Raw genomic sequence first — 25,713 nt, 5'->3', positions numbered from 1 at the left:
AAAATTGATTCACATTAACTTCAAAGCATCTTAAATTTAATAAAATTAATTACTTAATTTTATTATTCATCGTAAACAGACCCCAGCATTTGCAGGAGCAGCAGTATGCAAACCGCAACTTATCCGCCATCCCGCCCGCTTGCATGGCTTAATTGGTCAATCGCAGTCAGCTTTGTGATATTGGTATTCGGCTTCCAAACAGGCTATGCCATCACCAATGCCAAAATGGCGCAAAGCCTGCTTTTAACGGCTTCCGATATCGGTTTGATCGGCTCGATGTATACGGTGTGTTTTGCCGTTAGCCAGCTCGCTTCGGGCTCATTGTTGGATCGTTTGGGCGCGCAGCGGGTGTTGCCGGTGGCCTGCACCCTGCTTACCGTGGGTGTGTTTTGTTTTGCCTATTCCACAACCTTAACAGGGCTGCTGCTGGCGCAGGTTTTAATCGCCATGGGCGCATCTTTCGGCTTTATCGGCGCCGGCTTTGTGGGCGGCATGTGGTTTGCACCTGAGCGTTATGGCTTTATGTTTGCCTGTGTTCAGTTTGTTGCCTCGCTTTCGGCTTTTTTCTCACAACAAGTATTAAACCATGTTTTGGTAAAACTGCCTTGGGATTGGGTGATTAACGGCATCGGCATGCTGGGCTTGTGTGTGCTGTTGCTGATGTTTTTATGGCTGCGTGATCCGCCTCATTATCAAAGCCATAAAGAAGGCATTCAAAGCATCCCCTTATTCGCAAAAAGCATCCTACATGATGTGGCAACCGTAATCCGCGTGCCGCAAATGTGGCGCATCATGCTGATTGGTGCCTGCTCTTTCGGCGTGATGCTGTGCGTAGGCGTGGTGTGGGGTCCTATGCTTTTGCTCAATCACGGCTTGCTGGAAAGCGAGGCCAACACCGCCGTTTCGCTAAGCTGGCTGGGGCTTGCCTTTGGTGCGCCGGCATTTGTTTGGTGGGGGCAGAAAGCAGGTCAAGCCAAAAATGCCCTGATGGCAGGATTGATTATCCAGCTGGTGTGCATCGCCTTTTTAATCTTTGCCAAAGTACCCGGCGCTTGGGGCTGCTACAGCTTGATGTGGCTTTGGGGCTTTGCCGCCGGTGCATCCATGCTGCCATTTGCGCTGGCAGCCAAACAGGCCGGCTCCGCTTATGCAGGCACTTCTGCCGCCTTGGTGAACGGCAGCCAATTCTTAACGGCGGGGATATTGATGTCTGTCCCCGGCGAATTGCTCACCCGAGGCATTAGCGCCGACATTCAGACGGCCTTAACCATATTGCCCATTCTCTTAATCATCGCCATCTTGCTGGTGCTCGGGCTGAAATATCCGGCTGTTATGGAAAAGGAATCGGCCAGTTGAGATGATGCCGCTTGAAATAAATCACGCTGCCGCAATACAAAAAGCGGGCATCTGAACATCTTACGATGGGAAAATTTTTTGAATAAACCGAGGCCGTCTGAAAACATATGTTTCAGACGGCCTTTGTTAATTTCCAAGCAAGGTGTGTGATGCCAGCCACGCACGCGGTTGCAACGTTTCCAAAAACGCGTGCGTGCCTAGGGGCACACACCCTACGCACGCTATAAGCATCATCGGCGCAAATTGGTTAATATAGCTCGTACCTCATCGGAAAACACCGCCAAATCTTCATCAGTCAAGTAACCGTAATTGTGATGCCGCATCAGTTTGAGACCCATATCGCTAAACCTGTCGGTATACCAAAAATCAAAATCTTTGCAGACTTCTTTGGCCGCTTTGCTGAGCGCCCACACATCATCGGTATTCTCCAAACACGCCACCTGCTCGGCCAACCTTGCCTTTGCCGCGGCAAATTCCCGATCGCCCGCCTTATTTAAAGCCGCATGAGCAGCAGCGCGGTCGGATTTTTTATTCCAAACAGTCATGTAGGTTTCCTTTTTTAAAACAGGTTGTGTTCGGATATTTATTTTATCAAGGCCGTCTGAAAAAATATGGCTTTGGCAAAAACTTTATTTTAATGGCTCAGGCAGTTGCTTCAAACCCGTAAATGGTAGCGTGGGCTATACCCGCGAATAGCCATGCAAAGCAACAAGGTTAGCTGAAAGTAAATATTTTATTTTTTTTCGTGGGCATAGCTCACGCCACTACGCTTGCTTTTCAGACGGCCTAAACTTCCGCAAACCGTTCACGCAGCAAACACATTTTGTAGGATCGGGTTTGATACCCACCCGTTGTCGGTATTGCGTATCTCGTGGGACGGGCGGATATGAAATCCGCCCCTACGGGTTTTTCTGGTAATCCAGCAGTGCCGTAGGTCGGATTCTCGAATCCGACATTTTCCTGTTTCAGCAATCGTTTTCAGACGGCATCCATTTTGTCGGATACAAGTATCCGACCTACGCTTGCTTAACTCGCGCATACCCCGCCCGCTGCCGCCGAATCCGCCAACCATTATTTGCTGCCGGCTTTTACCTTTTTCAAAATATGCGCATAGCCTTGGTGCCTGATTTTGGCGTTTTTGGAAACATATTCCGCCCTATTATCCCTAGCCCGATGCGCCTCACATCTTCTTTCGTTTTTGGTCAGCACTTCAAACGTATCCACATCCGCCACATCCGCCAACCGCCCGTTAAACCAAATGCCGTGGCCGTCTTTGGCAAACAGCCGGTCTATCACGGCAAACGTAGCCGCATCGGCTGCGATTTTTCTGGCATAGAAATAAACGCTGTTTTTATCTTTGGCATAAATCTCATTCAACACTTGAAACGTAGCCACATCGACATCTCTGAGCGCAATAAAGCAGCCGTCATGGTCAAAATTAAAGCCGGACACCTTGGTATTGTAAACAGGGTAGTCATACAAATCTTTATCATCTTTAAAATAATAAAAAATCCGGTTTTCGCTTTGATAATGATGAGCCGAGAGCGGTTGCAGCCGCCGGTAAAAACCTTCAGCGCAATTCCACCAAGCCGCCTTATCACCATGATTTTGCGCAAGATAGCGCTTGATTGGCTCGGTTTCCTGCGTCATGTCGATAACGTTGCAATATTCAATAAAATGCCCGTTGTAGTGATACAGATTTTGCAGGTCGGCAAAATAATCACCGCTGATGGTGGCCGGCAGAAAAAACAGATTATCCATATCGGCCGCTGCAAAAATCTGCAAGCCCTCCCCGCTGCCGCTCAGCGCATAAACAGCATGTGCATCTTTGGCCAAGCAGTGGGACACCACTTCAAAAGAAGCATAATCCGCACCGGGCACCTTGGCCGGCTTGTTGCTTTTGTTCAGATAATAGATATGGGTTTGGTCTTTGAGAAAGTAACGGTTTTGATTCGATAGCATTTGCAAGGAGTCGGGCATGATTATTCACCTTTTCGGCACAGCAAGCTGATAGCCGTATCCGCTGTTTTCAAATTGGAAACAATATAGCTTTTCAGGCAGCCTTGGTTTATGGCCAGCAACCACCATAAAATAGCAGGGTGCGCCATGCGCACCGGATTTGGGTGAAATGCTGCATGGAACGCACCCTACGCTTGTTATTGTTAACAGTTTAAATCACGTATTTTTATCATAAATTCATATAAATTGGATGCGATAAGCAATTTGCTATCATGGCCAATCGCCCAAATATGAAGTTCTGGAGATTTAGTTGTGTCCATAAAATAATTCATATCCATGTCATCGCTTGAAATGGGAATAAATTTTTTATTTTCAGCGCCAATTTGATTATAAGATTGAAGCTGTTGGGTAACAGTAACCACATTTTGCCAAAATGGAGGATTTGCTTCATCTTGAGCAGGCAATCCATAAATTTCTATTCCATTGCCCATGAGAGCGCCAAACTCGTATAAAAATTGTTTATATTCCTCCGGAAAAGACACTTGCAGTTCATTTTCAGCCGCTGCAACAATCTTTTTAGAAACTGGCCCCAATACCGTGCACTGTGAAATCAATAATTTAAATGATTCCTTATTATTCATGAGGATACCTATAGTTTAATAAGATTTCTCTTTTCCAGAATTAATGTTTTCTCAGGCAGCCTTCACTCCCCCACCGCCCCAAACAACAACCCTTCCTTAATCCCCCGAATCTGATCACGAATCACCGCCGCTTCTTCAAACTGCAAATCCCGTGCGGCGGCTTGCATGGCTTTTTCGAGTTTGGCGATTTCTTTGAGTGCGTCGTCTTCGTTGCGGATTTCGCCCACTTTCACCTTGTTTTTGCCTTTGCCGCGCCCTTTGCCGCCGCTCTCTTCGTGATACACACCATCGATGATGTCTTTCACTTTTTTGACGATTTGCTGCGGCACGATGCCGTGTTCTTCGTTGAACTTGGTTTGTTTTTCGCGGCGGCGTTCGGTTTCGCCGATGGCGGCTTTCATGGAATCGGTGATTTTGTCGGCGTATAAAATCGCCAAGCCATTCACATTACGGGCGGCGCGGCCGATGGTTTGGATGAGGCTGCGGTGGCTGCGCAAAAAACCTTCTTTGTCGGCATCGAGAATCGCCACCAATGATACTTCGGGGATGTCCAAGCCTTCGCGCAGCAAGTTGATGCCCACCAATACGTCAAACAGCCCTAAGCGCAAGTCGCGGATGATTTCCACGCGCTCTACGGTGTCGATGTCGCTGTGCAGATAGCGCACTTTCACGCCCAATTCGCTGTAATAATCGGTAAGCTGCTCGGCCATGCGCTTGGTGAGCGTGGTGACGAGCACGCGCTCGCCTTTTTCTTTGCGGATGTTGATTTCGCTGAGCAAGTCGTCTACTTGGGTGCCCACGGGGCGGATTTCGATAAGCGGGTCGACCAGGCCGGTGGGGCGCACCACTTGCTCGACCACTTGGCCGGCGTGCTCTTCTTCATATTTGGCGGGGGTGGCGGACACGAACACCGTTTGCGGCATGATGCGTTCGAATTCGGGGAATTTGAGCGGGCGGTTGTCGCGGGCGCTGGGCAGGCGGAAGCCGTAGTCGACCAGGTTTTGCTTGCGGCTGGCATCGCCTTTATACATGCCGCCGATTTGGGTAACGGTAACGTGGCTCTCGTCGATAAACATAATCGCATTTTTGGGCAGATAGTCCATCAGCGTGGGTGGCGGCTCGCCTTCTTTTTTGCCGGAAAAGTGGCGGCTGTAGTTTTCAATGCCTTTGCAAAAGCCCATTTCATAGAGCATTTCCAAATCGAAACGGGTGCGCTGCTCGATGCGCTGGGTTTCGACGGGGCGGTTTTCCTGGGTGTAGAAGGCCACGCGTTCGCGCAATTCTTCTTTGATGCTCTCACAAGCGCGCAGCACGGTGTCGCGCGGGGTGACATAATGGCTGGAGGGGAACACGGTGTAGCGCCCTACTCTTTGCAGGCTGCCGCCGGTGAGCGGATCAAACAGCTCGAGGCGGTCGATTTCGTCGTCAAACAGGCTGATGCGCAGCGCCACATCGGCGCTCTCGGCGGGATAAACATCAATCACATCGCCGCGCACGCGGAACGAGCCGCGTTTGAAATCCATGTCGCCCCTGTCGTATTGCATCGAAACCAAAATGGAAATCACGTCGCGCTGGCTGATTGAGTCGCCTTCTTTAACAGAAAGCACCATTTGCTGGTATTCAGTGGGGTCGCCGATACCGTAAATGGCCGACACGGTGGCCACGATAATCACATCGTCGCGCGTCATCAGGTTTTTGGTGGCGGAAAGCCGCATTTGCTCGATGTGCTCATTAATCGCCGAATCTTTTTCGATAAACAGATCGCGGCTCGGCACATAGGCTTCAGGCTGATAGTAATCATAGTAAGACACGAAATATTCCACTGAATTTTCGGGGAAAAATTCGCGCATTTCGGCATAAAGCTGCGCCGCCAGCGTTTTGTTGTGCGCCATGATGATGGCCGGGCGGCCGCTTTGCGCAATCACATTGGCCATGGTGTAGGTTTTGCCGGAGCCGGTTACGCCCAAAAGCGTTTGATACGCGAGGCCGTCTGAAAGCCCTTCGAGCAGGCCGGCGATGGCGGTGGGCTGGTCGCCGGCGGGGGCAAAAGGCCGGTGCAGTTTGAAAGGGCTGTCGGGATATTGGATGATGTCCATAATGCGGCTCGGTGGCGGTGGCGGAAACCGTGATTATAGCAAACCCCGGCCTGCCTTTTCAGACGGCCTTGCAGAATTGCCTCGCTGCAAACGGAACATCTTTTCTTCCATGGCGTGTGGAGAAAAATACCTATTTGATGTTTTGTTGAGTGAAAAGTGGCAAAGAAAAGTTAACCGCAGCATGAACTTTCACGGCGTTTCCTTATCCTATCGCCGTAACAACTTTTCCGGGCGCTTATTTTTCATATATTGATTCGGCAATTAAATATTGAAATGTTTATGCAGCATACTTCACCTTCGGATCTCTAAAATACGCAGCCACCCGTTGAGGATGGTTCTCCAGCATCCGCATATGATTCTCCGTTGCCTGCTTCAGTTTCGCTTTTGTACGATGCTGAACACGCGAGCCCAGTGCTTGTTTCAAATCCGCATTCAACCGTTCATCAGGGTTCAGCTCCGGGCTGTAACTGGGTAAATAAAACACTTCGATCTTCTCTTTATGCTTTTCCAACCAGGCTTTGACCGGCTTGCTGTGGTGAACCCGCAGGTTATCCAGTATCAGGAAGATTTTCTTACCGGCATCTTTGATTAATGCTTCCAGAAACTCAATCAGCTTGTCGCTGTTGAATGCATCTTCCACAATCATCCAGCGTGCCTTGCCCTGGTTGGTCACCGTTGAAATCATCGAAAGTTTATGCCGTGTCCCGCCTACGGTATAGGCTACCGGCGTTTGTCCTTTGGGCTGATAACCCCGCCCGCGTACATCGGTATTGACTACCGCTGTTTCATCACCCCAATGGATTTCCGCTTTTTCGGCTTTTGCCCGTTTGGCGATATCGGGATAGGTTTCCTCCAGCCATTGCTTCACTGCTTCGGGACGTTGCTCGTAGGCGCGCCGGATGGGTTTTTGCGGCGTAAACCCCCAGCGCTTGAGGTATTCGCCTACCGTACGTACCGGCAATTCGATAGCCAGCTCTTGCTTGATCAAGGCCATAACCGCCGCCCGAGTCCATAAGGCGAAGTCCATTTTCATCTGCTCGGGGCGCTTTTCACAGATAAGGCGCTGTATGTGGGCTTCCTGCTCTTCACTCAGTTGGCGGCAACTTCCTGATGGGCGTCCGCGCTTTTTGGGTGCCAATGCTTTGATGCCGTCTGCTTCGGCGATTTTGATGGCTGAGCGCGCGGTGACATGACCCATGCCGAGCATTTCGGCGATTTGCTCGGGTGTTTTGCCCTGTTTGTGCAGTCTGACTGCTTGCTTGCGCCGTTCGAATTGGGCTTCGGCTGCAAGTTTTCTTCCGTCTTCTTTTTCCATTGGGGAGAAATGGGGATCAATGTTGAAATTTCAATATTTAATTGCCGAATCTATAGCTTGCCCGACTAATACTCTTTCACTCAGAAAGGATACAAAATGAAAAAATATCTGGCCGAATGTTTCGGCACCTTCTGGCTGGTGTTCGGCGGCTGCGGCAGTGCCGTGCTGGCGGCGGCCTACCCTGAGCTGGGCATCGGCTTTGCCGGGGTGGCACTGGCTTTCGGCCTTACCGTGCTCACCATGGCCTATGCCGTGGGGCATATTTCCGGCGGCCACTTTAATCCGGCGGTATCGGTGGGTTTGTTTATCGGCGGCCGTTTTGAAGGCAAAGAATTGCTGCCTTACATTTTTGCGCAAGTAATCGGTGCCATCTTAGCCGCCGCCGTACTGTATTTCGTGGCCACCGGCAAAGCCGAATTCGACATTGCCGCCAGCGGCTTGGCCAGCAACGGCTATGGCGAGCATTCACCCGGCGGCTACAGCATGGCCGCAGCTTTAACGATTGAAATCGTGTTAACAGCATTTTTCCTGATTATCATCATGGGCAGCACCGATGCACGCGCACCCAAAGGCTTTGCGCCGATTGCCATCGGCTTGGCCTTAACCCTGATTCACTTAATCAGCATTCCGGTGACCAACACCTCCGTTAACCCCGCACGCTCCACCGGCGTGGCCTTGTTCGAAGGCGGCGGTGCGCTGGGCCAATTGTGGCTTTTCTGGCTGGCTCCGCTTATCGGCGGTGCCATCGGTGCCGGCATTTACCGCTGCCTGCTGAGTGGCGACAACAAATAATCTTTTGATACAGCACAGGCCGTCTGAAAGCTTTCAGACGGCCTGTTTATTTGCCCGCCCAATAATGCATATAACAAAATCGCATTTGATGATAACCAAGCATTCTTTCCTTTTTTCAGACGGCCTCTATACAGTATCGCTCATCAAACAACCATCATAAGGACGCGCCATGAGCCACCCTTCCGACCCCCGCGCCAAGCTACCCGATGCGCCGCCGGCCGACAACGAGCGCCTCAAGGGCGAGAGCCATTATCTCGAGGGCAGCATCAGCAACGATCTCGTCGACGGCCTCTCAGGCGGCTTTCGCGGCGACAATTTCCAGCTTATCCGCTTTCACGGCATGTATGAGCAAGACGATCGCGACATCCGCGCCGAGCGTGTGGCGCAAAAGCTCGAGCCGCTCAAAAACGTGATGCTGCGCTGCCGTCTGCCCGGTGGCATTATCCAACCCAAACAATGGCTGGGCATCGACCAATTTGCCGGCGCGCAAACCCTGTATGGCTCCATCCGCCTCACCAACCGCCAAACCTTTCAATTTCACGGCGTGCTCAAAGACCACATCAAGCCCATGCATCAATGGCTCAACGAATTGGGGCTCGATTCCATCGCTACCGCCGGCGATGTCAACCGCAACGTGTTGTGCACCAGCAATCCCGTGGAATCTTCGCTGCACCGCGAAGCTTATGAGTGGGCGAAAAAAATCAGCGAGCATCTGTTGCCCAAAACGCTGGCCTACGCCGAAATCTGGCTCGATGGCGAAAAGCTGCATTCCACCGAGCAATTCGCCGAAGCCGTCCCGCTGAAAGAAAGCGTGAAAAGCGGCGACGCCACCGAGCCTGTGCTCGGCAAAAACTATCTGCCGCGCAAATTCAAAACCACCGTGGTGATTCCGCCGCACAACGATGTGGATTTGCACGCCAACGATTTGAATTTTGTGGCGATTGAAGAACACGGCTGCCTCGCCGGCTTCAACGTGCTGGTGGGCGGCGGCCTCTCGATGGAGCACGGCAACCACGCCACCTACCCCAACACCGCGCGCGAATTCGGCTTTATCGGGCTGGATAAAGTGCTCGATTGCGCCGCCGCCGTGGTTTCCGTGCAGCGCGACTGGGGCGACCGCAGCAACCGCAAAGCCGCCAAAACACGCTACACCCTCGAGCGCGTGGGCACAAAAACCTTTATCGAAGAAGTGGAAAACCGCATGGGCGCCGAATTTCAGCCCATCCGCCCCTATCAATTCACCTCGCGCGGCGACCGCATCGGCTGGGTGCAGGGCGAAGACGGCCGCTGGCACCTCACCCTTTTTATCGAAAACGGCCGCATCCTCGATTATCCCGGCCGCGCGCTCAAAACCGGCATGCGCGAAATCGCCCAAGTGCACCAAGGCGATTTCCGCCTCACCGCCAACCAAAACCTGATTGTCGCCAACGTGCCTGAAGCACAAAAAAGCGAAATCGAGCAAATCGCCCGCGCCCACGGCCTCATCAGCGATGCCGTTTCCCCGCAACGCGAAAACTCGATGGCCTGCGTGTCCTACCCCACCTGCCCCTTGGCCATGGCCGAAGCCGAGCGCTTTTTGCCGCAATTTGCCGACAAAATCGATGCCTTGTTTGCCAAACACAGCCTTGCAGAAGAACACATCGTGCTGCGCATCACCGGCTGCCCCAACGGCTGCGGCCGCGCCATGCTGGCCGAAATCGGCCTGGTGGGCAAAGCGCTGGGACGCTACAACCTGCACACCGGCGGCAACCGCGAAGGCACCCGCATTCCGCGCCTGTTTCAAGAAAACATCACCGAAGCAGAAATCTTGCAGATTCTCGACGGCTGGTTTGCCGATTGGGCGGCACACCGCCAAGCCGGCGAAGGCTTCGGCGATTTTGCCGTGCGCACAGGCATTGTGAAACCTGTGCTGGACGCGCCGAGAGATTTTTGGGTGGCGTAAAAGTCGGATGCATATGGCAAAAATCAAACAGGCCGTCTGAAAAAATTTTCAGACGGCCTGTTTGATTTTGCTTTGTTTAAGATTATTTTTTGGACAAGTATTTGCAGCAACAAGTCCGCATTACCGCGCATTTTTACACAGGCCGTCTGAAGCTTGGTTTCAGACGGCCTCACCAATCACGCGTTAAAAATTCATCCGCCGCCTGCACCAAGGCTTGCGCCACCGGCGCATCAAAAGCCGAATGGCCGCCCTGCACGATGCGCAAATCTGCATCGGGTAAGGCTTGTTTTAACTCCCAAGCGCTTTGGGTGGGCGTGCACATATCGTAGCGGCCTTGCACGATAATGGTGGGAATATGGCGGATTTTGTGGGCATTGGCCAAGAGCGCGCGCTCGCCTTCGAGCCAGCCCGAATGGGTGAAATAATGGTTTTCCAGGCGGGCGATGGCCAGCGCGTCATGGCCGTCGCCATCCACCGGCTGCGGCTCAAACTGAATCAGATAGCTCTCCCAATCCGACCACGCCTTGGCTGCCTGCTCGCGCACGGCATCGTTGTCGCCAAACAATAATTCGTGATAAGCCTGCACCAGCGCGCCGCGCTTTTCGGGCGCGATCGGCGCAATATAGCGCTGCCATTGCTCGGGATACACTTGGCTCACGCCACCCTCTTCGCTCAACCAGCGGATTTCACTCTCACGGCACAGAAAAATGCCGCGCAAAATCAACCCCGCCACGCGCTCGGGGTGGCTTTGGGCGTAAGCCAGCGCCAATGTGCTGCCCCAAGAGCCGCCAAACACCAGCCAGCGCTCGATGCCGAGCATTTCGCGCACGGCTTCGATATCGGCCACCAAATCCCAAGTGCTGTTTTCTTTGACGCAAGCCAGCGGCGTGGAGCGGCCGCAGCCGCGCTGGTCGATGATAATGATGCGGTAGGCTTCGGGGTTGAAAAAGCCGCGGCAGGCCGCCGATGCGCCGGCACCGGGGCCGCCGTGCAGAAAAATCACCGGCCGCCCCTGCGGGTTGCCCGATTCTTCCCAATAAATCCGATGCAGCGGCGACACCGACAACATGCCGCTGCGCGTGGGCTCTGTGATGGGATGCATAATCAATCCTTATTTATTTAAATATTTGAATTTAAAATCATTTTAATAATAAGGCCGTCTGAAAGCCAACTTTCAGACGGCCTCGCTCAAACACACATCGCAGCCTACACCACCGCTGCTTCCGCCATTTTTTTGGCCGCCGGCTTTTTAAACTGCAACACCACTTCTGCGTTTTTCACATCCCAATCGATGCGCACATAGCCGCCATCGGTGAGCCTGCCAAACAGCAATTCATCGGCCAGCGCCTTGCGGATTTGGTCTTGAATCAGGCGGTGCATCGGCCGCGCGCCCATTTGCGGATCGAAACCTTTTTCAGCCAGCCAGGCGCGCAGCGCGGGGGTGAATTCGGCTTCCACTTTTTTCTCCAGCAGCTGCTGCTCGAGCTGCAACAGAAATTTATCCACCACTTTGGCGATAATCGGCGCGGTGAGCGGCGCAAACGGAATCATCGCATCAAGGCGGTTGCGGAATTCAGGCGTGAAAAGCTTGTTGATTGCCTGCATTTCATCACCGCGCTCACGCTTATTGGTAAAGCCCACGGTCGGCCGGCTCAGGCTTTCCGCGCCCGCATTGGTGGTCATGATGATAATCACATTGCGAAAATCCGCACTTTTGCCGTTATTATCGGTGAGCTTGCCGTGATCCATCACTTGCAGCAACACATTGAAAATATCGGGGTGCGCTTTTTCGATTTCATCGAGCAAAAGCACGCAATAAGGCTGCTTGTTCACCGCCTCGGTGAGCAAGCCGCCCTGCTCGAAGCCCACATAGCCCGGCGGCGAGCCGATCAGGCGCGACACGGCATGGCGCTCCATATATTCCGACATATCAAAGCGTTGCAGCGGCACGCCGAGCGAGAAAGCCAATTGCCGCGCCACTTCGGTTTTGCCCACGCCGGTGGGGCCGGAAAAGAGAAAGCTGCCGATGGGTTTGTCGGGCAAACCCAAGCCCGAGCGCGCCATTTTCACGGCGGCCACCAAGGCTTCGATGGCGCCGTCTTGGCCAAACACCATGTTTTTCAGATCGCGGCCGAGATATTGCAGCACTTGCTTGTCGTCGTGCGACACGGTTTTTTCAGGAATGCGCGCCACTTTGGCAATCACCGCCTCGATTTGCGCCTTACCGATCACTTTTTTCTGCTTAGATTTGGGCAAAATGCGCTGCGCCGCGCCGGCTTCATCCATCACATCAATGGCTTTGTCGGGCAAAAAGCGCTCATTGATATAGCGCGCCGACAATTCCGCCGCTGCTTCCAGCGCCGCTTGCGTGTAGCGCACTTCGTGAAAGCTTTCAAACATCGGCTTGAGGCCGCGCAAAATCTGCACCGTTTCGGCCACGCTGGGCTCGGCAATGTCGATTTTCTGAAAACGGCGGCTCAGCGCGTGGTCTTTGTCGAAAATGGTGCGGTATTCATCATAAGTGGTGGCACCGATGCAGCGCAGCTGCCCCTTGGCCAGCGCCGGCTTGAGCAGATTGGAAGCATCCATGGTGCCGCCCGACACGCTGCCCGCGCCGATAATGGTGTGGATTTCGTCCACAAACAACACCGCATTCGGAATGGTGGCCAATTGCTTCAACACCGCTTTCACACGCGCTTCGAAATCGCCGCGGTATTTGGTGCCCGCCAGCAATGCGCCCATGTCGAGCGAAAACACCGCCGCGCCTTTCAAAGTGTCCGGCACTTGGCCGTTGACAATTTGATGTGCCAAGCCCTCGGCCAGCGCGGTTTTGCCCACACCGGCTTCACCCACCAGCAAAGGATTGTTTTTGCGGCGGCGGCACAACACCTGCACCAGCCGCTCCATTTCGTGCTTGCGGCCGATTAAAGGGTCGATACGCCCCGCGAACACTTCGGCATTGAGGTTCACCGTGTAGCTGCCCAGCGCATCATTGGGCTCGGCGTTTTTGTCTTGTGTGCTCTGGTTTTGAAAATCGGCACCTTCGTCACCCTTGCCCTCATCCGGGCCGTGAGCGATGGCGCGCAAAACATCATAACGGCTCACCGATTGCAGGCTGAGAAAATACACCGCCGGGCTATCGGTTTCGCTCATCAGCGCCACCAACACGTCCAAAGGGAACACCTCGCGCTTGTCGGCCTGCTGCACATGCACAATGGCGCGCTGCAACACGCGTTGGAAGCCTATAGTGGGCTGGGTTTCTGTGTCGGCCAGCAAATGATCGGGCAGCAAGGGTGTGTTTTCCACCACGCTGCTGATAAGCTGCTCCGACAAAATATTGCACTCCACTCCGCATTGTTGCAGCAATTCGCGCACGTCATCGCTTTGCTCGAGCAGCACCAGCAATAAGTGCTCCAGCCCGATCAATTCATATTTGCGCGCCCGCGCATCGGCATACACATGCTGCAAAATCCGCTCTAATTCTGCTGAAATCATTTACATCTCCTCTACGGTGCACTGCAAGGGATGCCCTTCGCGCCGGGCGCGCTGCATCACCTGCTGCTGTTTGGTTTGCGCAATATCGCGGGTGTATACGCCGCACAAGCCTTTTTGCTCGTGATGCACCATCAGCATCACCGCCACGGCTTTTTCTTCGGGCAGCAAAAAAATCTCTTCAAGCACAGCCACCACAAAATCCATCGGGGTGTAATCGTCATTCAGTAAAAACACGCCGTATTGCTTGGGCGGCGTGATTTTGCTGCGCCCGGCCTGCTCGGCCGCGCCGGTTTTTCGGGTGGTTTTGATATTGCCCATAATAATTCTTTTTTCGCTTTTGGAAAGGGTTTATGTTGTATTTTGTGCCATTTTAATAAATTTCGAGCTTTTTCTGAAACATTACTTGACTACCAACCTTAACATAGGTAAAAAGCAGATTAGCAAGTTTGGCAGCAGTATAAGCATAATGGTTTGGGAGAAACTCATATCTTTTGGTTTTACCACGTTGCCCTTTTGCTGTTTTGTTTAATTTTTTTAGTATAGGAAGTATCTAATGGCAACCGGTATTGTTAAATGGTTTAACGACGCTAAGGGTTTTGGTTTCATCACTCCGGATGAAGGCGGCGAAGATTTGTTTGCTCACTTCTCTGCAATCAACATGGATGGTTTCAAAACTTTGAAAGAAGGCCAACGCGTGTCTTTTGAAGTAACCACCGGCCCCAAGGGCAAACAAGCTGCTAATATCCAAGCTGCTTAATTAATATTGAGTCGGCTTTGCCGATTGCAATCATCATGGCGGGTTTTTTTTAACCTGCCATTTGTTTTTTCAGACGGCCTATTGCCCGATTACCGAATCCGGCGTAAAAGCAGTCCGCATCAGTTAACACATGAATCCGGCCTATCAACGTGCCTTGGCTCAGCTCGATGAGCTGATGGCCGACATCCGCAAGCAGGCAGCAGCAAGCTGCAGCACCGCCGAGCAGGAAGACCTCACGCTCACCCGCTTGAATGCGCTCAAACACAGCCTGCGCCCCGAGCACAGCCGCGCCATTGCCGATATCGACCGCTACCACCAACGCCATTTCCACACACATGAACACCATTAAACCGGGCATCTACCGCCACTACAAAGGCAAGCTTTACGAAGTGAGCGGCATTGCACGCCACTCCGAAACCGAAGAAGCACTGGTGGTTTACCGCGCGCTTTATGGCGATTACGGCCTATGGGTGCGCCCCTCCGAGATGTTTGCCGAATGCGTGGAAATCAACGGCCAAAGCCTGCCGCGCTTTGAATGCATCAAAGCATTCGAATAAGCTGTTTTATCCGCCATGATGTTTCAGACGGCCTATTCTGTTAGAATGGCCGTCTGAAACTTTACTATCTGCAATATTATGAGCATAGCCAATAATAAAAAAGCCTTTCACGATTATTTTATCGAGGATCAAATCGAAGCCGGTTTGGTGCTTGACGGTTGGGAAGTCAAAGCCATCCGCGCCGGCCGCGTGCAGCTGAAAGAAGCCTATATCCACTGGAAACACGGTGCGTTTTATCTGGTGGGCTGCCACATCACCGCCCTGCCCACCGCCTCCACCCATGTGAAACCCGACCCCATCCGTCCGCGCAAACTTTTGCTGAAAGAAGCCGAAATCAACAAATTAATCGGCAAAACCGAGCGCGCGGGCTACACCATCGTGCCGCTCAATCTGCATTACCACCGCGGCTTTATCAAAATGGACATCGGCCTGGCCAAAGGCAAAAAGCAGCATGACAAACGCCAAAGCCTGAAAGAAGCCGATTGGAAGCGCGAAAAGCAGCGTTTGATAAAAAGTACGCGCTGACTTGATAACGCTTAAAAATAAAGAATTTAAAAATAAAAAATAAAGCGCACAGTCTTTATTCATCCATTATAAAAAGGAAAACCCAATGAAACACCCAATCTTACTCATTACTGCCAGCATCGTATTGTTGGCTGCCTGCCAAAGCAGCCAACCGGCTCTCGGCCCCAATGGCGCAGAACAATTAAGCAGCATTCACCACCTCTGCATCTTGGAAAACGCCAAAAAATCCAATCCAACACTCAACCAGCAAATTGCCCAATCTCTGACAAAATACGGCATCAGCAGCGAAACCGTAGATGTAACATCCAACCGCAAACGCCTGTACGAGCCGGAGTGTCGTTATAATCTGCGCTACAACACTCAAGGCAGCAAGGACAACATCAATTACATTTCATTGCTCATCCGCACGCCCGAGCACCCGGTTGCCAGCCTTCGTGCCAACCCGAATTTTCAACGTGCTCAAAGCCAACAAGCAGAAATCGACCGTATCATCGCTCAATTGCTGAATAAATAAACACGCCGATTCAGACGGCCTCTGCATCATCAGGCCGTCTGAACAGATAATCACTAAAGCACACTACTGTTTATCCGGTCGACAACAAAGTAAAATATAATTGAATCAGCGCGACTTCCTTGCGTAAAAACATGCAACAATCGTGCGCCCGCCCTTTTCAGACGGCCTTGTCATCCCAATAATGAGGCCGTCTGAAACCATTTGGAAGCCTCATGCCCCAACCCTCTCTTTTTCTGCCGCTGTTTTTAATTATCGCCGGCGCCGTGTGGTTTCTCAAAACCACCGGCATTCTGCCCGCCACCGCCACTTTGGTGTCGATTGCCTTGGCCGTAGCCGGCATTGTGGTGTTGGTGATGGACGGCATCAACAAGCAATCGGTGGTGGCCGGCCCTTTGCTGGTTTACATCGGCGCGGCGGTGTATTTGAAAAGCCAATATCTGCTCGGCTATTCTCCTTTAGTGGCGCTGGGCATGATGGTGCTCGGCTGCCTGCTGCTGCTCTCGCGCAGCAGCCTTGTGCCTTATAAAATGCCCAAGCTGCCCGAAGGCTGAGTATCGTTTCCCCGCCATCATCAGGCCGTCTGAAACACCTTTCAGACGGCCTTTTATGATACAATTGCGCCCTTATCCGATTCCTTCTTTTGCGCAAAGAAACCATCATGACCCAAGACAAAATCCTGATTCTCGACTTCGGCTCGCAAGTTACCCAGCTCATCGCCCGGCGCGTGCGCGAAGCCCACGTTTATTGCGAGCTGCATTCCTACGATATGCCGCTGGAAGACATCAAAGCTTTCAACCCCAAAGGCATTATCCTTTCCGGCGGCCCCAATTCCGTGTATGAATCCGATTATCAGGCCGACACCGGCATTTTTGATTTGGGCATTCCCGTGCTCGGCATCTGCTACGGCATGCAGTTTATGGCTTATCACCTCAATGGCGAAGTGTCGCCCGGCGACCAGCGCGAATTCGGCTATGCGCAAGTGAAAACCATCGACAGCGAGCTCACCCGCGATATTCACGACGGCGCGCCCAATGTGCTGGATGTGTGGATGAGCCACGGCGATAAAGTGTCTAAGCTGCCCGAAGGTTTTGTGGTAATCGGCGACACCCCGAGCTGCCCCGTGGCGATGATGGAGCACGCTGAAAAACAATTCTACGGCATTCAATTCCACCCCGAAGTCACCCACACCAAGCAAGGCAAAGCCCTGCTCAACCGCTTTGTGCTCGATATTTGCGCCGCCGCACCGAGCTGGACCATGCCCAACTATATCGACGAAGCGGTGGAAAAAATCCGTGCCCAAGTGGGCAGCGACGAAGTGATTTTGGGTTTGTCCGGCGGTGTGGATTCATCCGTGGCCGCCGCGCTGATCCACCGCGCCATCGGCGACCAACTCACCTGCGTGTTTGTCGATCACGGCCTGTTGCGCTTGAATGAAGGCAAAATGGTGATGGATATGTTTGCCCGCAATTTGGGCGTAAACGTTGTGCATGTGGATGCCGAAGCACAGTTCATGGATAAGCTCACCGGCGAGACCGATCCTGAGAAAAAACGCAAAATCATCGGCGGCGAATTTATCGAAGTATTTGATGCCGAAGAGAAAAAACTCACCAATGCCAAATGGCTGGCACAAGGCACCATCTACCCCGATGTGATTGAAAGCGCCGGCGCGAAAACCAAAAAAGCCCACGCCATCAAAAGCCACCACAATGTCGGCGGCCTGCCTGAAAACATGAAACTCAAGCTGCTTGAGCCTTTGCGCGATTTGTTTAAAGACGAAGTGCGCGAATTGGGCGTGGCGCTCGGCCTGCCGCGTGAAATGGTTTACCGCCACCCCTTCCCCGGCCCGGGCTTGGGCGTGCGCATCTTGGGCGAAGTGAAAAAAGAATATGCCGATCTTCTGCGCCGCGCCGACGATATTTTCATCGAAGAATTGCGCAACACTTTTGATGAAAACGGCACTTCGTGGTATGACCTCACCAGCCAGGCTTTTGCCGTGTTTTTGCCGGTGAAATCCGTGGGCGTGATGGGCGACGGGCGCACTTATGAATATGTGGTGGCGCTGCGCGCCGTGGTAACCAGCGACTTTATGACTGCCCACTGGGCCGAGCTGCCCTACAGTCTGTTGGGCAAAGTGTCCAACCGCATCATCAACGAAGTGCGCGGCATCAACCGCGTGGTGTATGACGTGAGCGGCAAACCCCCGGCTACGATTGAGTGGGAATAAACCTTCAGGCCGTCTGAAAACTTTTCAGACGGCCTGTTTGCAAGCTACATTTTGTTTCACATTCCATTTTCTCCACACGGCGCTTTCATCTTATGAACACCCCCACCCTGCAACCCGGCCTCACCGTGGCGCTGATCACCAAAAATGAAGCCGATAATTTAGAAGCCTGCCTGCAAAGCCTGGCCGGCCTGAATGCCGAAATCGTGATTATCGATTCGGGCAGCACCGATGCCACCGCCGAGATTGCCGCGCGCCACCGTGCCCGTTTTTATGTGCATGCCGACTGGCCGGGCTTCGGCCCGCAGCGCAACAGGGCGCACCAATATATCCGCACCGAATGGGTGCTGTGGCTCGATGCCGACGAGCGCCTGAGCGACGCGCTCAAGCAAAGCATCCAAACCGCCTTGCGCACTACGCCCGCCGATGCGCGCACGGTGTTTGCATTCAACCGCTTAAGCAACACTTTTGGTGCGTTTATCCGCCATTGCGGTTGGTATCCCGATTGGGTGGTGCGTCTTTATCCCACCGCATTTACCCGCTACAGCGATGATTTGGTGCACGAAAAAGTGCTGCTGCCGGCCGGCACAAGCGTGGAAAAGCTGGCAGGCGATGCGCTGCACTACACTTATGCCAACATGTCGCAATTTCTCGCCAAGCAAAATCTCTACAGCAATATCTGGGCCGAGCAGCGCGCCGCCGAGGGCAAAAGCGCCGGCTTGGGCGATGCGCTTTTGCACGGCATCAGCAGCTTTGTGAAAATGTATGTGCTCAAAGCGGGCTTCCTCGACGGCAAACACGGCTTGCTGCTGTCGGTGCTTTCCGCACAATCGGCTTTCAACAAGTATGCCGCGCTGTGGCTTTTGGGCAAGAAAAAGCCATAAGCGCCTATTATTAAAAGAGAGGCCGTCTGAAAGATTTCTTTCAGACGGCCTCTTTTTTTAATGCCCGACATCAACGCTTGTCAAAGCTCCAGCGCGGCCGGCACAGCAATAAATGCCACAACACCAGCGCCCAATACACATAAGCTTTATCCCACGCTTTATTGGGCTGCTTCCAGAAAGTCAGCAGAGCCGTAAGGGTTTGCACCACGGCATTCACCAGCGTGCGCAGCAGCGTGCCGGCAAACAATAAAGCCACGGCCGCAGCGCCGTAATGTTTGGCAAAATATTTGTAGCGCGATTCTTGAAACTGCACGCGTGCGCCCACCGGGCGCTTATTCGCACTCTCACCCTGCAAATGCATCAAATGCGCTTGCGGCTGATACACAATTTTGCCGCCCGCCTGAATGATGCGGCGGCAGAAATCGGTTTCCTCGAAAAAGAAGAAAAAACGCTGATCGAAAAAAAAGCCGTCTGCGCCCAAGCCCAAGGCCTTGAGCTTTTCGATATCCACCGCCATGCAAGGCCCGACTATGCTGTTAACCAACGAAGGCGCTGTGCGGTTGTAATCGAGCAGGCGCCGCGCCACGCTGCGGTTGGTGAGCTCGGTGGCCAGCGTCGGCTCGGGCACCACCGCCGCCTGCAACGAGCCGTCGGGACGGCGCAATTCGGGGCAGGCCAGCGCGGCATCAAAGCTTTGCAGCGCCTCAATCAGCAAGGCCGGCACATCGTTTTGAAACTCGATATCGGTGTTCAAAATCAAGGCATAGCGCCCCTCTGCCGCATTCAGGCCGGCATTCACCGCCGTGGCAAAGCCTGAGTTGTAGCCCATTTCAATCAGCCGCGCATCCGGCAGACGCGCGCGGATTTGTGCGCAGGAATCATCGGCCGAGCCATTATCCACCACGCAAATGCGGTAAGGCATTTTCGTTTGATCCAGCGTGGCGGCCGCGGCAAACAGCAAATCGGCGGAATTCCAGTTGATAAAAATCAGTTCGACCGGGTGCATATCGATATCCTCGGGCTTTCAGACGGCCTTTTTCAAAAAGGCCGTCTGAAAGACGTGATGTGGATGAAAAACAGCTTGAGCAGCATGCAAACAAATGCCGGATTCAAAGCCCGGCCTTGACCGCTGATTATTTGCGGCGGCGCTCGCCCGGCAGCGGCATATCCGCCCATTTCACGATATTGGCCACTTCGGCAGGGTTAAGCTCGTAAAACTGGCCGCGTTTCAAGCGGTTGGGCAGGCCGATGGGGCCGAAGCCCACGCGCACCAAGCGGCTCACGGTGAGGTCGAGGCTCTCGAAAATACGTCGCACTTCGCGGTTGCGCCCTTCTTTAATCACCACGTTATACCATTTGTTGGCGCCCTCGCCGCCCTGCTCGTAAATGCGCTCCACCTTGGCCAGGCCGTCTTCCAGCATCACGCCCTCTTCGGTGAGCATTTTCATTTGCTCGGTGCTCATCTCGCCCAACACGCGCACGGCGTATTCGCGCTCCACTTCAAAGCTCGGGTGGGCGAAACGCTGCACCAATTCGCCCGAAGTGGTGAGAATAAGCAAGCCGCTGGTGTTGATGTCGAGGCGGCCGATGGCCACCCAGCGGCTGCTGGCCGCTTGCGGCAGGCGGTCGAAAATGCTCACACGCCCTTGCGGGTCGTCGCGCGACACAATTTCACCCTCTTGTTTGTAATAGAGAATAATGCGCGGCAGGCGGTCGGCCCATTTAAGGTTGATGTTTTGCCCTTTTACCTGCACATGGTCGCCCGGTGCCACTTTGTCGCCCAGCTGTGCCACGCGGCCGTTCAGCTTCACCATGCCTTGGCTGATCCATTCTTCCATTTCGCGGCGCGAGCCCACGCCCGATGCGGCCAACACTTTTTGCAGGCGCTCGGGCTCGATGTTTTCGCTGCCCACGCGTTTTTCTTTCAAATCGCGCGCGCGCTCTTGAATTTTTTGGTTCGGCGCCCGCACAATCAGCTTTTTGGCGCGGGTGGCGCGGGTTTTCGGCGCAGCTTCTTGCTGTTTATCAGCGGCTTGCGCTTTGGGTTTGAAACCGGTTTGAGTGTTTTTGCCGGCTTTGAGGCCGTCTGAACGCTTATTCTGCGTTTTGGGCGCAGCGGCTTTTGGCGCTGCTGTTTTTTGGGCGGCGGGCTTTTTCGCGGCGGGCTTTTTGCTGCTGCCGCCGTCGCGGAATTCGCGTTTGCTGGTGGGCTGTTTGCTTTTCATGTGGATTCTCCTAACACGTTTCCAAAGTGGAACGGTTCTTCTGCGGCTTCTGCGGCAGGATGGTTAATGTGGCGCGGCAAGGGCTGCCTGCGCCGGCTTTCAGACGGCCTCAGTTTAACAAAGGTGGGCTGTTTTCTGCATGGTTTTCTTTTTCGGCCGGGTTTTCTATTGCTTCTGCCTCGGCTTCTTCTTCCGCTTCAGACGGCATTTCCATCAAATCGGGCAACACCAATTCGCCCAATTCGGTGAGCGGCGGCAGCTCGGTGAGATCGCCCAGCTGCAAATCGGTGAGAAAGGCTTCGGTGGTGGCCCACAAGGCGGGGCGGCCGATGCTGTCGCGATGGCCGATGGCTTCAATCCAGCCCCTGTCTTGCAGCGTTTGCATCACATTACTCGAAACCGCCACCCCGCGTATGCCCTCGATATCGCCGCGCGTCACCGGCTGCTGATAAGCGATAATCGCCAGCGTTTCCATCACCGCGCGTGAATAGCGCGGCGCGCGCTGCTCTTGCAGGCTGCCCAGCCGCTCAAACGCGCGCGCATCAATTTGGAAGCGCCAGCCTTCATGGGTGTGCACCAATTGCAGCGCGCGGTTGTGCCAGCGGGCTTTGAGCGTGGAGAGCACGTCGATCAGCTTGTCGGGCGATAAAGGCGGCACGCACAATTCGCGCATCGTCCGCTCGCTCAAAGGCTCGATTTGCGTGAGCAGGGCGGCTTCAATCAGCGCATCGGGGGCGAGTTTGTCGTTCATATCGGTTTAAGGTTTAAGGCAAGCGCTCAGCGCTCATTCTGCGGCAACAGGGCAAAGCCGCGCGCCTGTGCTTGTTTCACATCAGCTTTAGCAATGGTGTAAACATTGATGCTGCCGGTGCCGCCGCCGCACACGGCGGGAAACATCACGTCTTGCAGCGCACTTTTTTCAGCGCCATACACGCGGATGCCGGAGAGCTCTTTTTGCATTTCTTGCACAGAAATGCCCGCGCCTTCGCATTGGCGCGCGCCGTCGAGTTTGTAAACTTGGATGGTTTGGCCGTCTGAAACAGCGGCGCAGGCGGCGAGTGTGGCGGATAGAATAAGTGCAATCAGTTTGTTCATCATTTTCTCCTATGCTTTTCAGACGGCATGGCAAACAAGGCCGTCTGAAAACGGTTTAATCTTTGTGCGCTGCGTGCGCGCCTTTTTTGGGCAGTAGCAGGTCAGATTTTCAAATCCGGCATTTGCCACGAAAACCAAGCACATGGTTGTCTTGTTCTTCGAATAAGCATCGGATTTAAGAATCCTACCTACGCGTGATGCGTTGTAAAAGGCATTGCAAATCAGGCCGTCTGAAAACGGCTCAACCTTTGCGCGCGGCTTTTTTGGCTTCGCGTTCGGCTTTTAATGCGGCTTCGTTTTGACGTGCTTTTTTCAGCCAGGCTTCCCATTGGTGCGGGGTTTCCAGCGTGATGCGGCCGATTTGGCCGTCGCGAAAATCGGTGAGCGTGTTTTCGGCGGCTTTTTGGTGGTTGATGCGGCCGCCGGGCAATAGTGCGCCGCGCTTTCTGCCTATCCAGTCTAGCCATTCATCGTCGCGCCAATGGCTGCTGGCATCTTTGTCGGCCTGATAGCGCGCCTGTAAAAGCGGCAGGTAATGGCGGCGCAGATAGTCGAGCAACTCAAGCGCCACCACTTCTTCATCAAGCGCGTTGCGCCCGACTGCGCCGCTGGCGGCCAAATTATAGCCGCTTTCTTCAACGATGATTTTCGGCCACAGCATGCCGGGGGTGTCGTAAAGCCAAAAGTCGTCGGCGAGAAACAGGCGCTGCTCGGCTTTGGTGATGCCGGGCTCGTTGCCGGTTTTGGCGCTTTTTTTGCCGAGCATGCCGTTAATCAGGGTGGATTTGCCCACGTTGGGAATGCCGCAAATCAGCACGCGTAAGGGTTTGTCGATGCCTTTTCGGTGTGGCACGAGCTTGCGGCAGGCTGCTATCATTTTGGCGGCGGCGCTGCGGTCGGACGCATCGAGCGCAATGGCGTTGGTGTGGGGGCGGCTTTGGAATTCGGCCAGCCAGATATCGGTGCGCTCGGGGTCGGCCAAATCTTGCTTGTTTAATATTTTCAGCTTGGGCTTGTCGGCCGAGAGCTTGGCCAAAAGCGGGTTTTCACTCGATGCGGGCAGGCGCGCGTCGAGCACTTCTATCACCATATCCACGCTTTTCAAGCGCTCGATAATGGCTTTTTTGGCCTTGTGCATGTGGCCGGGATACCATTGGATTGCCATATTGTCTCTTGGGTTTGCCAAAGCGGCAGAGGCCGTCTGATACCCTTTCGAAAAAATAACCTAACTGAATTGACCCGCCTAGCCGTACTGTCTTCGGCTCGCCGCCTTATTATACCAATCCAAAAAAATAACCTAACTTCGTTGTCTCGCCTAGCCGTACTAGGTGTACTGTCTTCGGCTCGCCGCCTTGTTAGCTTACTTTTTTGAATTGGTATTAGCTTATTTTTTCGAATGGGTATAAAAACGGTTTCGGAATAGTAATCAGGCAGCCGGTAAAAGGCTGCCTGAACAGAATGCCGCATTATAGCAGATTGTTTTCTTTTAAGCTTTTAAAGTTTCAGACGGCCTTTTAAGACTCATGCCGTCTGAAAACGCTCAGCGCCCGGCCAAATTGTGCACTTGGCGGTGGCGCACCAGCAATTGATATTTCCCTTTTAAGCGCGCCGCGAGCTGCTCCACCACATAAACCGAGCGGTGCTGGCCGCCGGTGCAGCCTATGCCCACAGTAACATAGCTGCGGCTTTCCAACTGCATGCACGGCAGCCAATTGCTGAGAAAGCCGTCAATATCATCAATCATTTTCTGCACCAGCGGCTGGCCGTCGAGATAATCCTGAATTTCTTTGTCCATACCGTTAAACGGGCGCAGCTGCGGATCGTAATACGGATTGGGCAGGCTGCGCATGTCAAACAGAAAATCCACATTGGTGGGCACGCCGTATTTGAAGCCGAACGATTCCAAAATCACCAGCAGGCCTTTGTTTTCCAGCTTCAGCCATTGCTGCACGCTGTAGCGCAGCTGCTGGGCGTTCATTTTCGAGGTGTCGATGCAATAGGCGATTTCGCGCAACGGCGAGAGCCAGGCGCGCTCTTGTTGCAGGCTTTCCAGCAAGGTCAAGCTCTGCCCCGACAAAGGGTGGCCGCGGCGGGTTTCGGAAAAGCGGCGCACCAACACGCCCTCTTCGGCCTCGAGAAACAACACATCAATCTCGTGCCCCTCGGCGCGCAGCGCGGCAATCTGTTTTTCGGCTTCGTGAATATCGATGCGCGAGCGAATATCCACGCTGATGCCGAGCTGCTCAATTTCATCTTGGCCGATGTGGTGCATCACCAGCGAGGGCAGCAGGCTCATCGGCAAATTATCGACACAATAATAGCCCAAGTCTTCCAAAAGCTTGAGGGCCACTGATTTCCCCGAGCCGGAAAGGCCGCTAATCAGCACTATTTTCATGATTAAATTCGTCTTCTTTCAGCATGGTTTGATGGCGTTCGAGAAATTCTTTGGTGCTGTCTTTTCCGCGCAACTGCAAAATATAGTTGCGCACCGCAGCTTCAACCAACACGGCCAAGTTGCGGCCCACCGCCACCGGCAGGCTCACCGAGCGGATGTTGACATTAAGAATGGATTCGGTTTCGGTGCGTATGCTCAGGCGGTCGAGCTGCTTCATGTATTCATCATCAGCCGGCACCAGGTTGATAATCAATTGCAGAATTTTTTTCGGGCGGATAGAGGTTTCGCCGAAGATGTGGCGCACATTGAGCACACCCAAGCCGCGCACTTCCAGAAAATCACGCAGCATCGGCGGGCAGCGGCCGTCGAGCGTTTCGGGGCCGGTGCGGTAGATTTCCACCGCGTCATCCGCCACCAGGCTGTGGCCGCGCGAAATCAGCTCCAGCGCCAATTCGCTTTTGCCCAAGCCCGATTGGCCGGTAATCAGCACGCCGATTTCAAACACATCGAGAAACACGCCGTGTTTCACGGTAGACACCGCCAGCGTGCGTTGCAGATAGATGCGCAACACATCCATCAGATAAGGGCTTTCCAGCTTGGAAGTGAGCAGGGGCACATTATGCGTGTGGCAATAATCGCGCAATATCGGCAGCACCGGCAAGCCGTTGGCCACAATCACCAGCGCCATATCCAATTCAAACATTTCGCCGAAACTGTGGCCGATTTCACCGCTCTCGATGCGCCTGAGGTATTCCACCTCGGCCACGCCGATCACCTGCACCTGATTGGGGTGGATAAAATTCAAATGGCCGACAAGCGCCAATACGGGCTTGTCGGCCTCCACACCGATGCGGTTGTCGGCACCCGCCGTGCCGGCCGCCCACGCCAATTGCAGCTTGTGCTGGTTGTCTTGATACAGGCGGCGCACCGATACACTGGGCATG

The 25,713-nt window shown here is 53.7% G+C and carries 27 protein-coding genes; 12 read left to right on the top strand and 15 right to left on the bottom strand.

Going from position 1 to position 25,713, the window contains the following annotated elements; genetic code table 11:
* The first annotated feature begins 105 nt into the window (after positions 1–105).
* Positions 106–1,356: an MFS transporter gene (locus LVJ78_RS04230; protein ID WP_132953819.1), complete on the top strand. Its 1,251-nt coding sequence runs from the start codon at positions 106–108 to the stop codon at positions 1,354–1,356.
* Positions 1,357–1,586: 230 nt separating this feature from the next.
* On the opposite strand, the gene LVJ78_RS04225 is transcribed toward LVJ78_RS04230, so the two are convergent.
* The 5 genes from LVJ78_RS04225 to LVJ78_RS04205 all read right to left on the bottom strand — a co-directional run bounded on the left by LVJ78_RS04225 (position 1,587) and on the right by LVJ78_RS04205 (position 7,367).
* Positions 1,587–1,901, bottom strand: a complete 315-nt coding sequence (locus LVJ78_RS04225) for a hypothetical protein (protein WP_132953820.1) — start codon at positions 1,899–1,901, stop codon at positions 1,587–1,589.
* A 526-nt stretch (positions 1,902–2,427) separates the two neighbouring features.
* Entirely contained in the window at positions 2,428–3,336 is a 909-nt protein-coding gene (locus LVJ78_RS04220) for a DKNYY domain-containing protein (protein WP_132953821.1), read from the bottom strand.
* 182 nt (positions 3,337–3,518) lie between these two features.
* Positions 3,519–3,956: an SMI1/KNR4 family protein gene (locus tag LVJ78_RS04215; RefSeq protein ID WP_132953822.1), complete on the bottom strand. Its 438-nt coding sequence runs from the start codon at positions 3,954–3,956 to the stop codon at positions 3,519–3,521.
* Positions 3,957–4,018: 62 nt separating this feature from the next.
* Positions 4,019–6,052 carry an excinuclease ABC subunit UvrB gene (uvrB, locus tag LVJ78_RS04210; protein ID WP_132953823.1) on the bottom strand — a complete coding sequence of 678 codons (2,034 nt, stop codon included), beginning with the start codon at positions 6,050–6,052 and terminating at the stop codon, positions 4,019–4,021.
* Between the two features lie 277 nt (positions 6,053–6,329).
* Positions 6,330–7,367, bottom strand: coding sequence for an IS630 family transposase (locus LVJ78_RS04205; protein ID WP_132954952.1), 1,038 nt, complete (start codon positions 7,365–7,367; stop codon positions 6,330–6,332).
* A gap of 96 nt (positions 7,368–7,463) precedes the next feature.
* Here LVJ78_RS04205 and aqpZ point away from each other — a divergent pair, with 96 nt between their 5' ends.
* Complete coding sequence (gene aqpZ / locus LVJ78_RS04200; protein WP_132953691.1) at positions 7,464–8,159, top strand: aquaporin Z; 696 nt, start codon at positions 7,464–7,466, stop codon at positions 8,157–8,159.
* A gap of 169 nt (positions 8,160–8,328) precedes the next feature.
* Positions 8,329–10,101: an assimilatory sulfite reductase (NADPH) hemoprotein subunit gene (cysI, locus tag LVJ78_RS04195; protein WP_132953690.1), complete on the top strand. Its 1,773-nt coding sequence runs from the start codon at positions 8,329–8,331 to the stop codon at positions 10,099–10,101.
* A 169-nt stretch (positions 10,102–10,270) separates the two neighbouring features.
* Here cysI and pip read toward each other — a convergent pair whose 3' ends face one another.
* The 3 genes from pip to clpS form a co-directional block, all read right to left on the bottom strand.
* Positions 10,271–11,203, bottom strand: a complete 933-nt coding sequence (gene pip / locus LVJ78_RS04190) for a prolyl aminopeptidase (RefSeq protein WP_132953689.1) — start codon at positions 11,201–11,203, stop codon at positions 10,271–10,273.
* A 104-nt stretch (positions 11,204–11,307) separates the two neighbouring features.
* Entirely contained in the window at positions 11,308–13,596 is a 2,289-nt protein-coding gene (clpA, locus tag LVJ78_RS04185) for an ATP-dependent Clp protease ATP-binding subunit ClpA (protein WP_132953688.1), read from the bottom strand.
* Entirely contained in the window at positions 13,597–13,914 is a 318-nt protein-coding gene (clpS, locus tag LVJ78_RS04180) for an ATP-dependent Clp protease adapter ClpS (protein WP_132953687.1), read from the bottom strand.
* A gap of 235 nt (positions 13,915–14,149) precedes the next feature.
* Here clpS and LVJ78_RS04175 point away from each other — a divergent pair, with 235 nt between their 5' ends.
* The 8 genes from LVJ78_RS04175 (at position 14,150) to LVJ78_RS04140 (ending at position 19,054) form a co-directional block, all read left to right on the top strand.
* On the top strand, positions 14,150–14,353 hold the full coding sequence (locus LVJ78_RS04175; RefSeq protein ID WP_016687461.1) for a cold-shock protein: 204 nt from the start codon (positions 14,150–14,152) through the stop codon (positions 14,351–14,353).
* Between the two features lie 130 nt (positions 14,354–14,483).
* A complete protein-coding gene (locus tag LVJ78_RS04170; protein ID WP_132953686.1) occupies positions 14,484–14,702 on the top strand; it encodes a branched-chain amino acid ABC transporter in 219 nt (72 codons plus the stop codon).
* Entirely contained in the window at positions 14,689–14,910 is a 222-nt protein-coding gene (locus LVJ78_RS04165; RefSeq protein WP_132953685.1) for a DUF1653 domain-containing protein, read from the top strand. The genes LVJ78_RS04170 and LVJ78_RS04165 overlap by 14 nt, the downstream gene beginning before the upstream one ends.
* 78 nt (positions 14,911–14,988) lie before the next feature.
* Positions 14,989–15,435, top strand: a complete 447-nt coding sequence (gene smpB, locus LVJ78_RS04160; protein ID WP_132953684.1) for an SsrA-binding protein SmpB — start codon at positions 14,989–14,991, stop codon at positions 15,433–15,435.
* Between the two features lie 85 nt (positions 15,436–15,520).
* Entirely contained in the window at positions 15,521–15,949 is a 429-nt protein-coding gene (locus LVJ78_RS04155) for a hypothetical protein (protein ID WP_132953683.1), read from the top strand.
* 212 nt (positions 15,950–16,161) lie between these two features.
* Positions 16,162–16,500, top strand: coding sequence for a LiaF transmembrane domain-containing protein (locus tag LVJ78_RS04150; RefSeq protein ID WP_132953682.1), 339 nt, complete (start codon positions 16,162–16,164; stop codon positions 16,498–16,500).
* Positions 16,501–16,607: 107 nt separating this feature from the next.
* Complete coding sequence (gene guaA / locus LVJ78_RS04145; RefSeq protein WP_132953681.1) at positions 16,608–18,173, top strand: glutamine-hydrolyzing GMP synthase; 1,566 nt, start codon at positions 16,608–16,610, stop codon at positions 18,171–18,173.
* Between the two features lie 92 nt (positions 18,174–18,265).
* The gene (locus LVJ78_RS04140; protein ID WP_132953680.1) at positions 18,266–19,054 is read left to right on the top strand and encodes a glycosyltransferase family 2 protein; all 789 of its coding nucleotides are present in this window, start codon (positions 18,266–18,268) and stop codon (positions 19,052–19,054) included.
* Between the two features lie 70 nt (positions 19,055–19,124).
* Here the strand turns inward: LVJ78_RS04140 and LVJ78_RS04135 are convergent, their stop codons facing one another.
* Entirely contained in the window at positions 19,125–20,060 is a 936-nt protein-coding gene (locus LVJ78_RS04135; protein WP_132953679.1) for a glycosyltransferase, read from the bottom strand.
* Between LVJ78_RS04135 and LVJ78_RS12470 the strand changes: the two genes are divergently transcribed.
* Positions 20,055–20,180, top strand: a complete 126-nt coding sequence (locus tag LVJ78_RS12470; RefSeq protein ID WP_280515916.1) for a hypothetical protein — start codon at positions 20,055–20,057, stop codon at positions 20,178–20,180. The two genes, LVJ78_RS04135 and LVJ78_RS12470, sit on opposite strands and share 6 nt — an antisense overlap.
* 7 nt (positions 20,181–20,187) lie before the next feature.
* Here the strand turns inward: LVJ78_RS12470 and LVJ78_RS04130 are convergent, their stop codons facing one another.
* The 6 genes from LVJ78_RS04130 to hprK form a co-directional block, all read right to left on the bottom strand.
* On the bottom strand, positions 20,188–21,279 hold the full coding sequence (locus LVJ78_RS04130; protein ID WP_132953678.1) for a pseudouridine synthase: 1,092 nt from the start codon (positions 21,277–21,279) through the stop codon (positions 20,188–20,190).
* Positions 21,280–21,388: 109 nt separating this feature from the next.
* The gene (scpB, locus tag LVJ78_RS04125; RefSeq protein WP_132953677.1) at positions 21,389–22,030 is read right to left on the bottom strand and encodes an SMC-Scp complex subunit ScpB; all 642 of its coding nucleotides are present in this window, start codon (positions 22,028–22,030) and stop codon (positions 21,389–21,391) included.
* A gap of 26 nt (positions 22,031–22,056) precedes the next feature.
* Positions 22,057–22,377, bottom strand: coding sequence for a hypothetical protein (locus tag LVJ78_RS04120; protein ID WP_132953676.1), 321 nt, complete (start codon positions 22,375–22,377; stop codon positions 22,057–22,059).
* A 238-nt stretch (positions 22,378–22,615) separates the two neighbouring features.
* On the bottom strand, positions 22,616–23,539 hold the full coding sequence (gene ylqF, locus LVJ78_RS04115) for a ribosome biogenesis GTPase YlqF (RefSeq protein ID WP_132953675.1): 924 nt from the start codon (positions 23,537–23,539) through the stop codon (positions 22,616–22,618).
* A 375-nt stretch (positions 23,540–23,914) separates the two neighbouring features.
* A complete protein-coding gene (rapZ, locus tag LVJ78_RS04110) occupies positions 23,915–24,769 on the bottom strand; it encodes an RNase adapter RapZ (protein ID WP_132953674.1) in 855 nt (284 codons plus the stop codon).
* A complete protein-coding gene (gene hprK / locus LVJ78_RS04105; RefSeq protein ID WP_132953673.1) occupies positions 24,750–25,712 on the bottom strand; it encodes an HPr(Ser) kinase/phosphatase in 963 nt (320 codons plus the stop codon). Before hprK ends, rapZ begins: the two co-directional genes overlap by 20 nt.
* Position 25,713 lies beyond the last annotated feature (1 nt).

Origin of the sequence: Uruburuella suis, from assembly GCF_022870845.1 — a bacterium.
GTDB classification, from domain to species: Bacteria; Pseudomonadota; Gammaproteobacteria; order Burkholderiales; family Neisseriaceae; genus Neisseria; species Neisseria suis.
The sequence above is the reverse complement of the archived record's forward strand: the minus strand, read 5'-3'. Positions and strand labels throughout refer to the sequence as shown.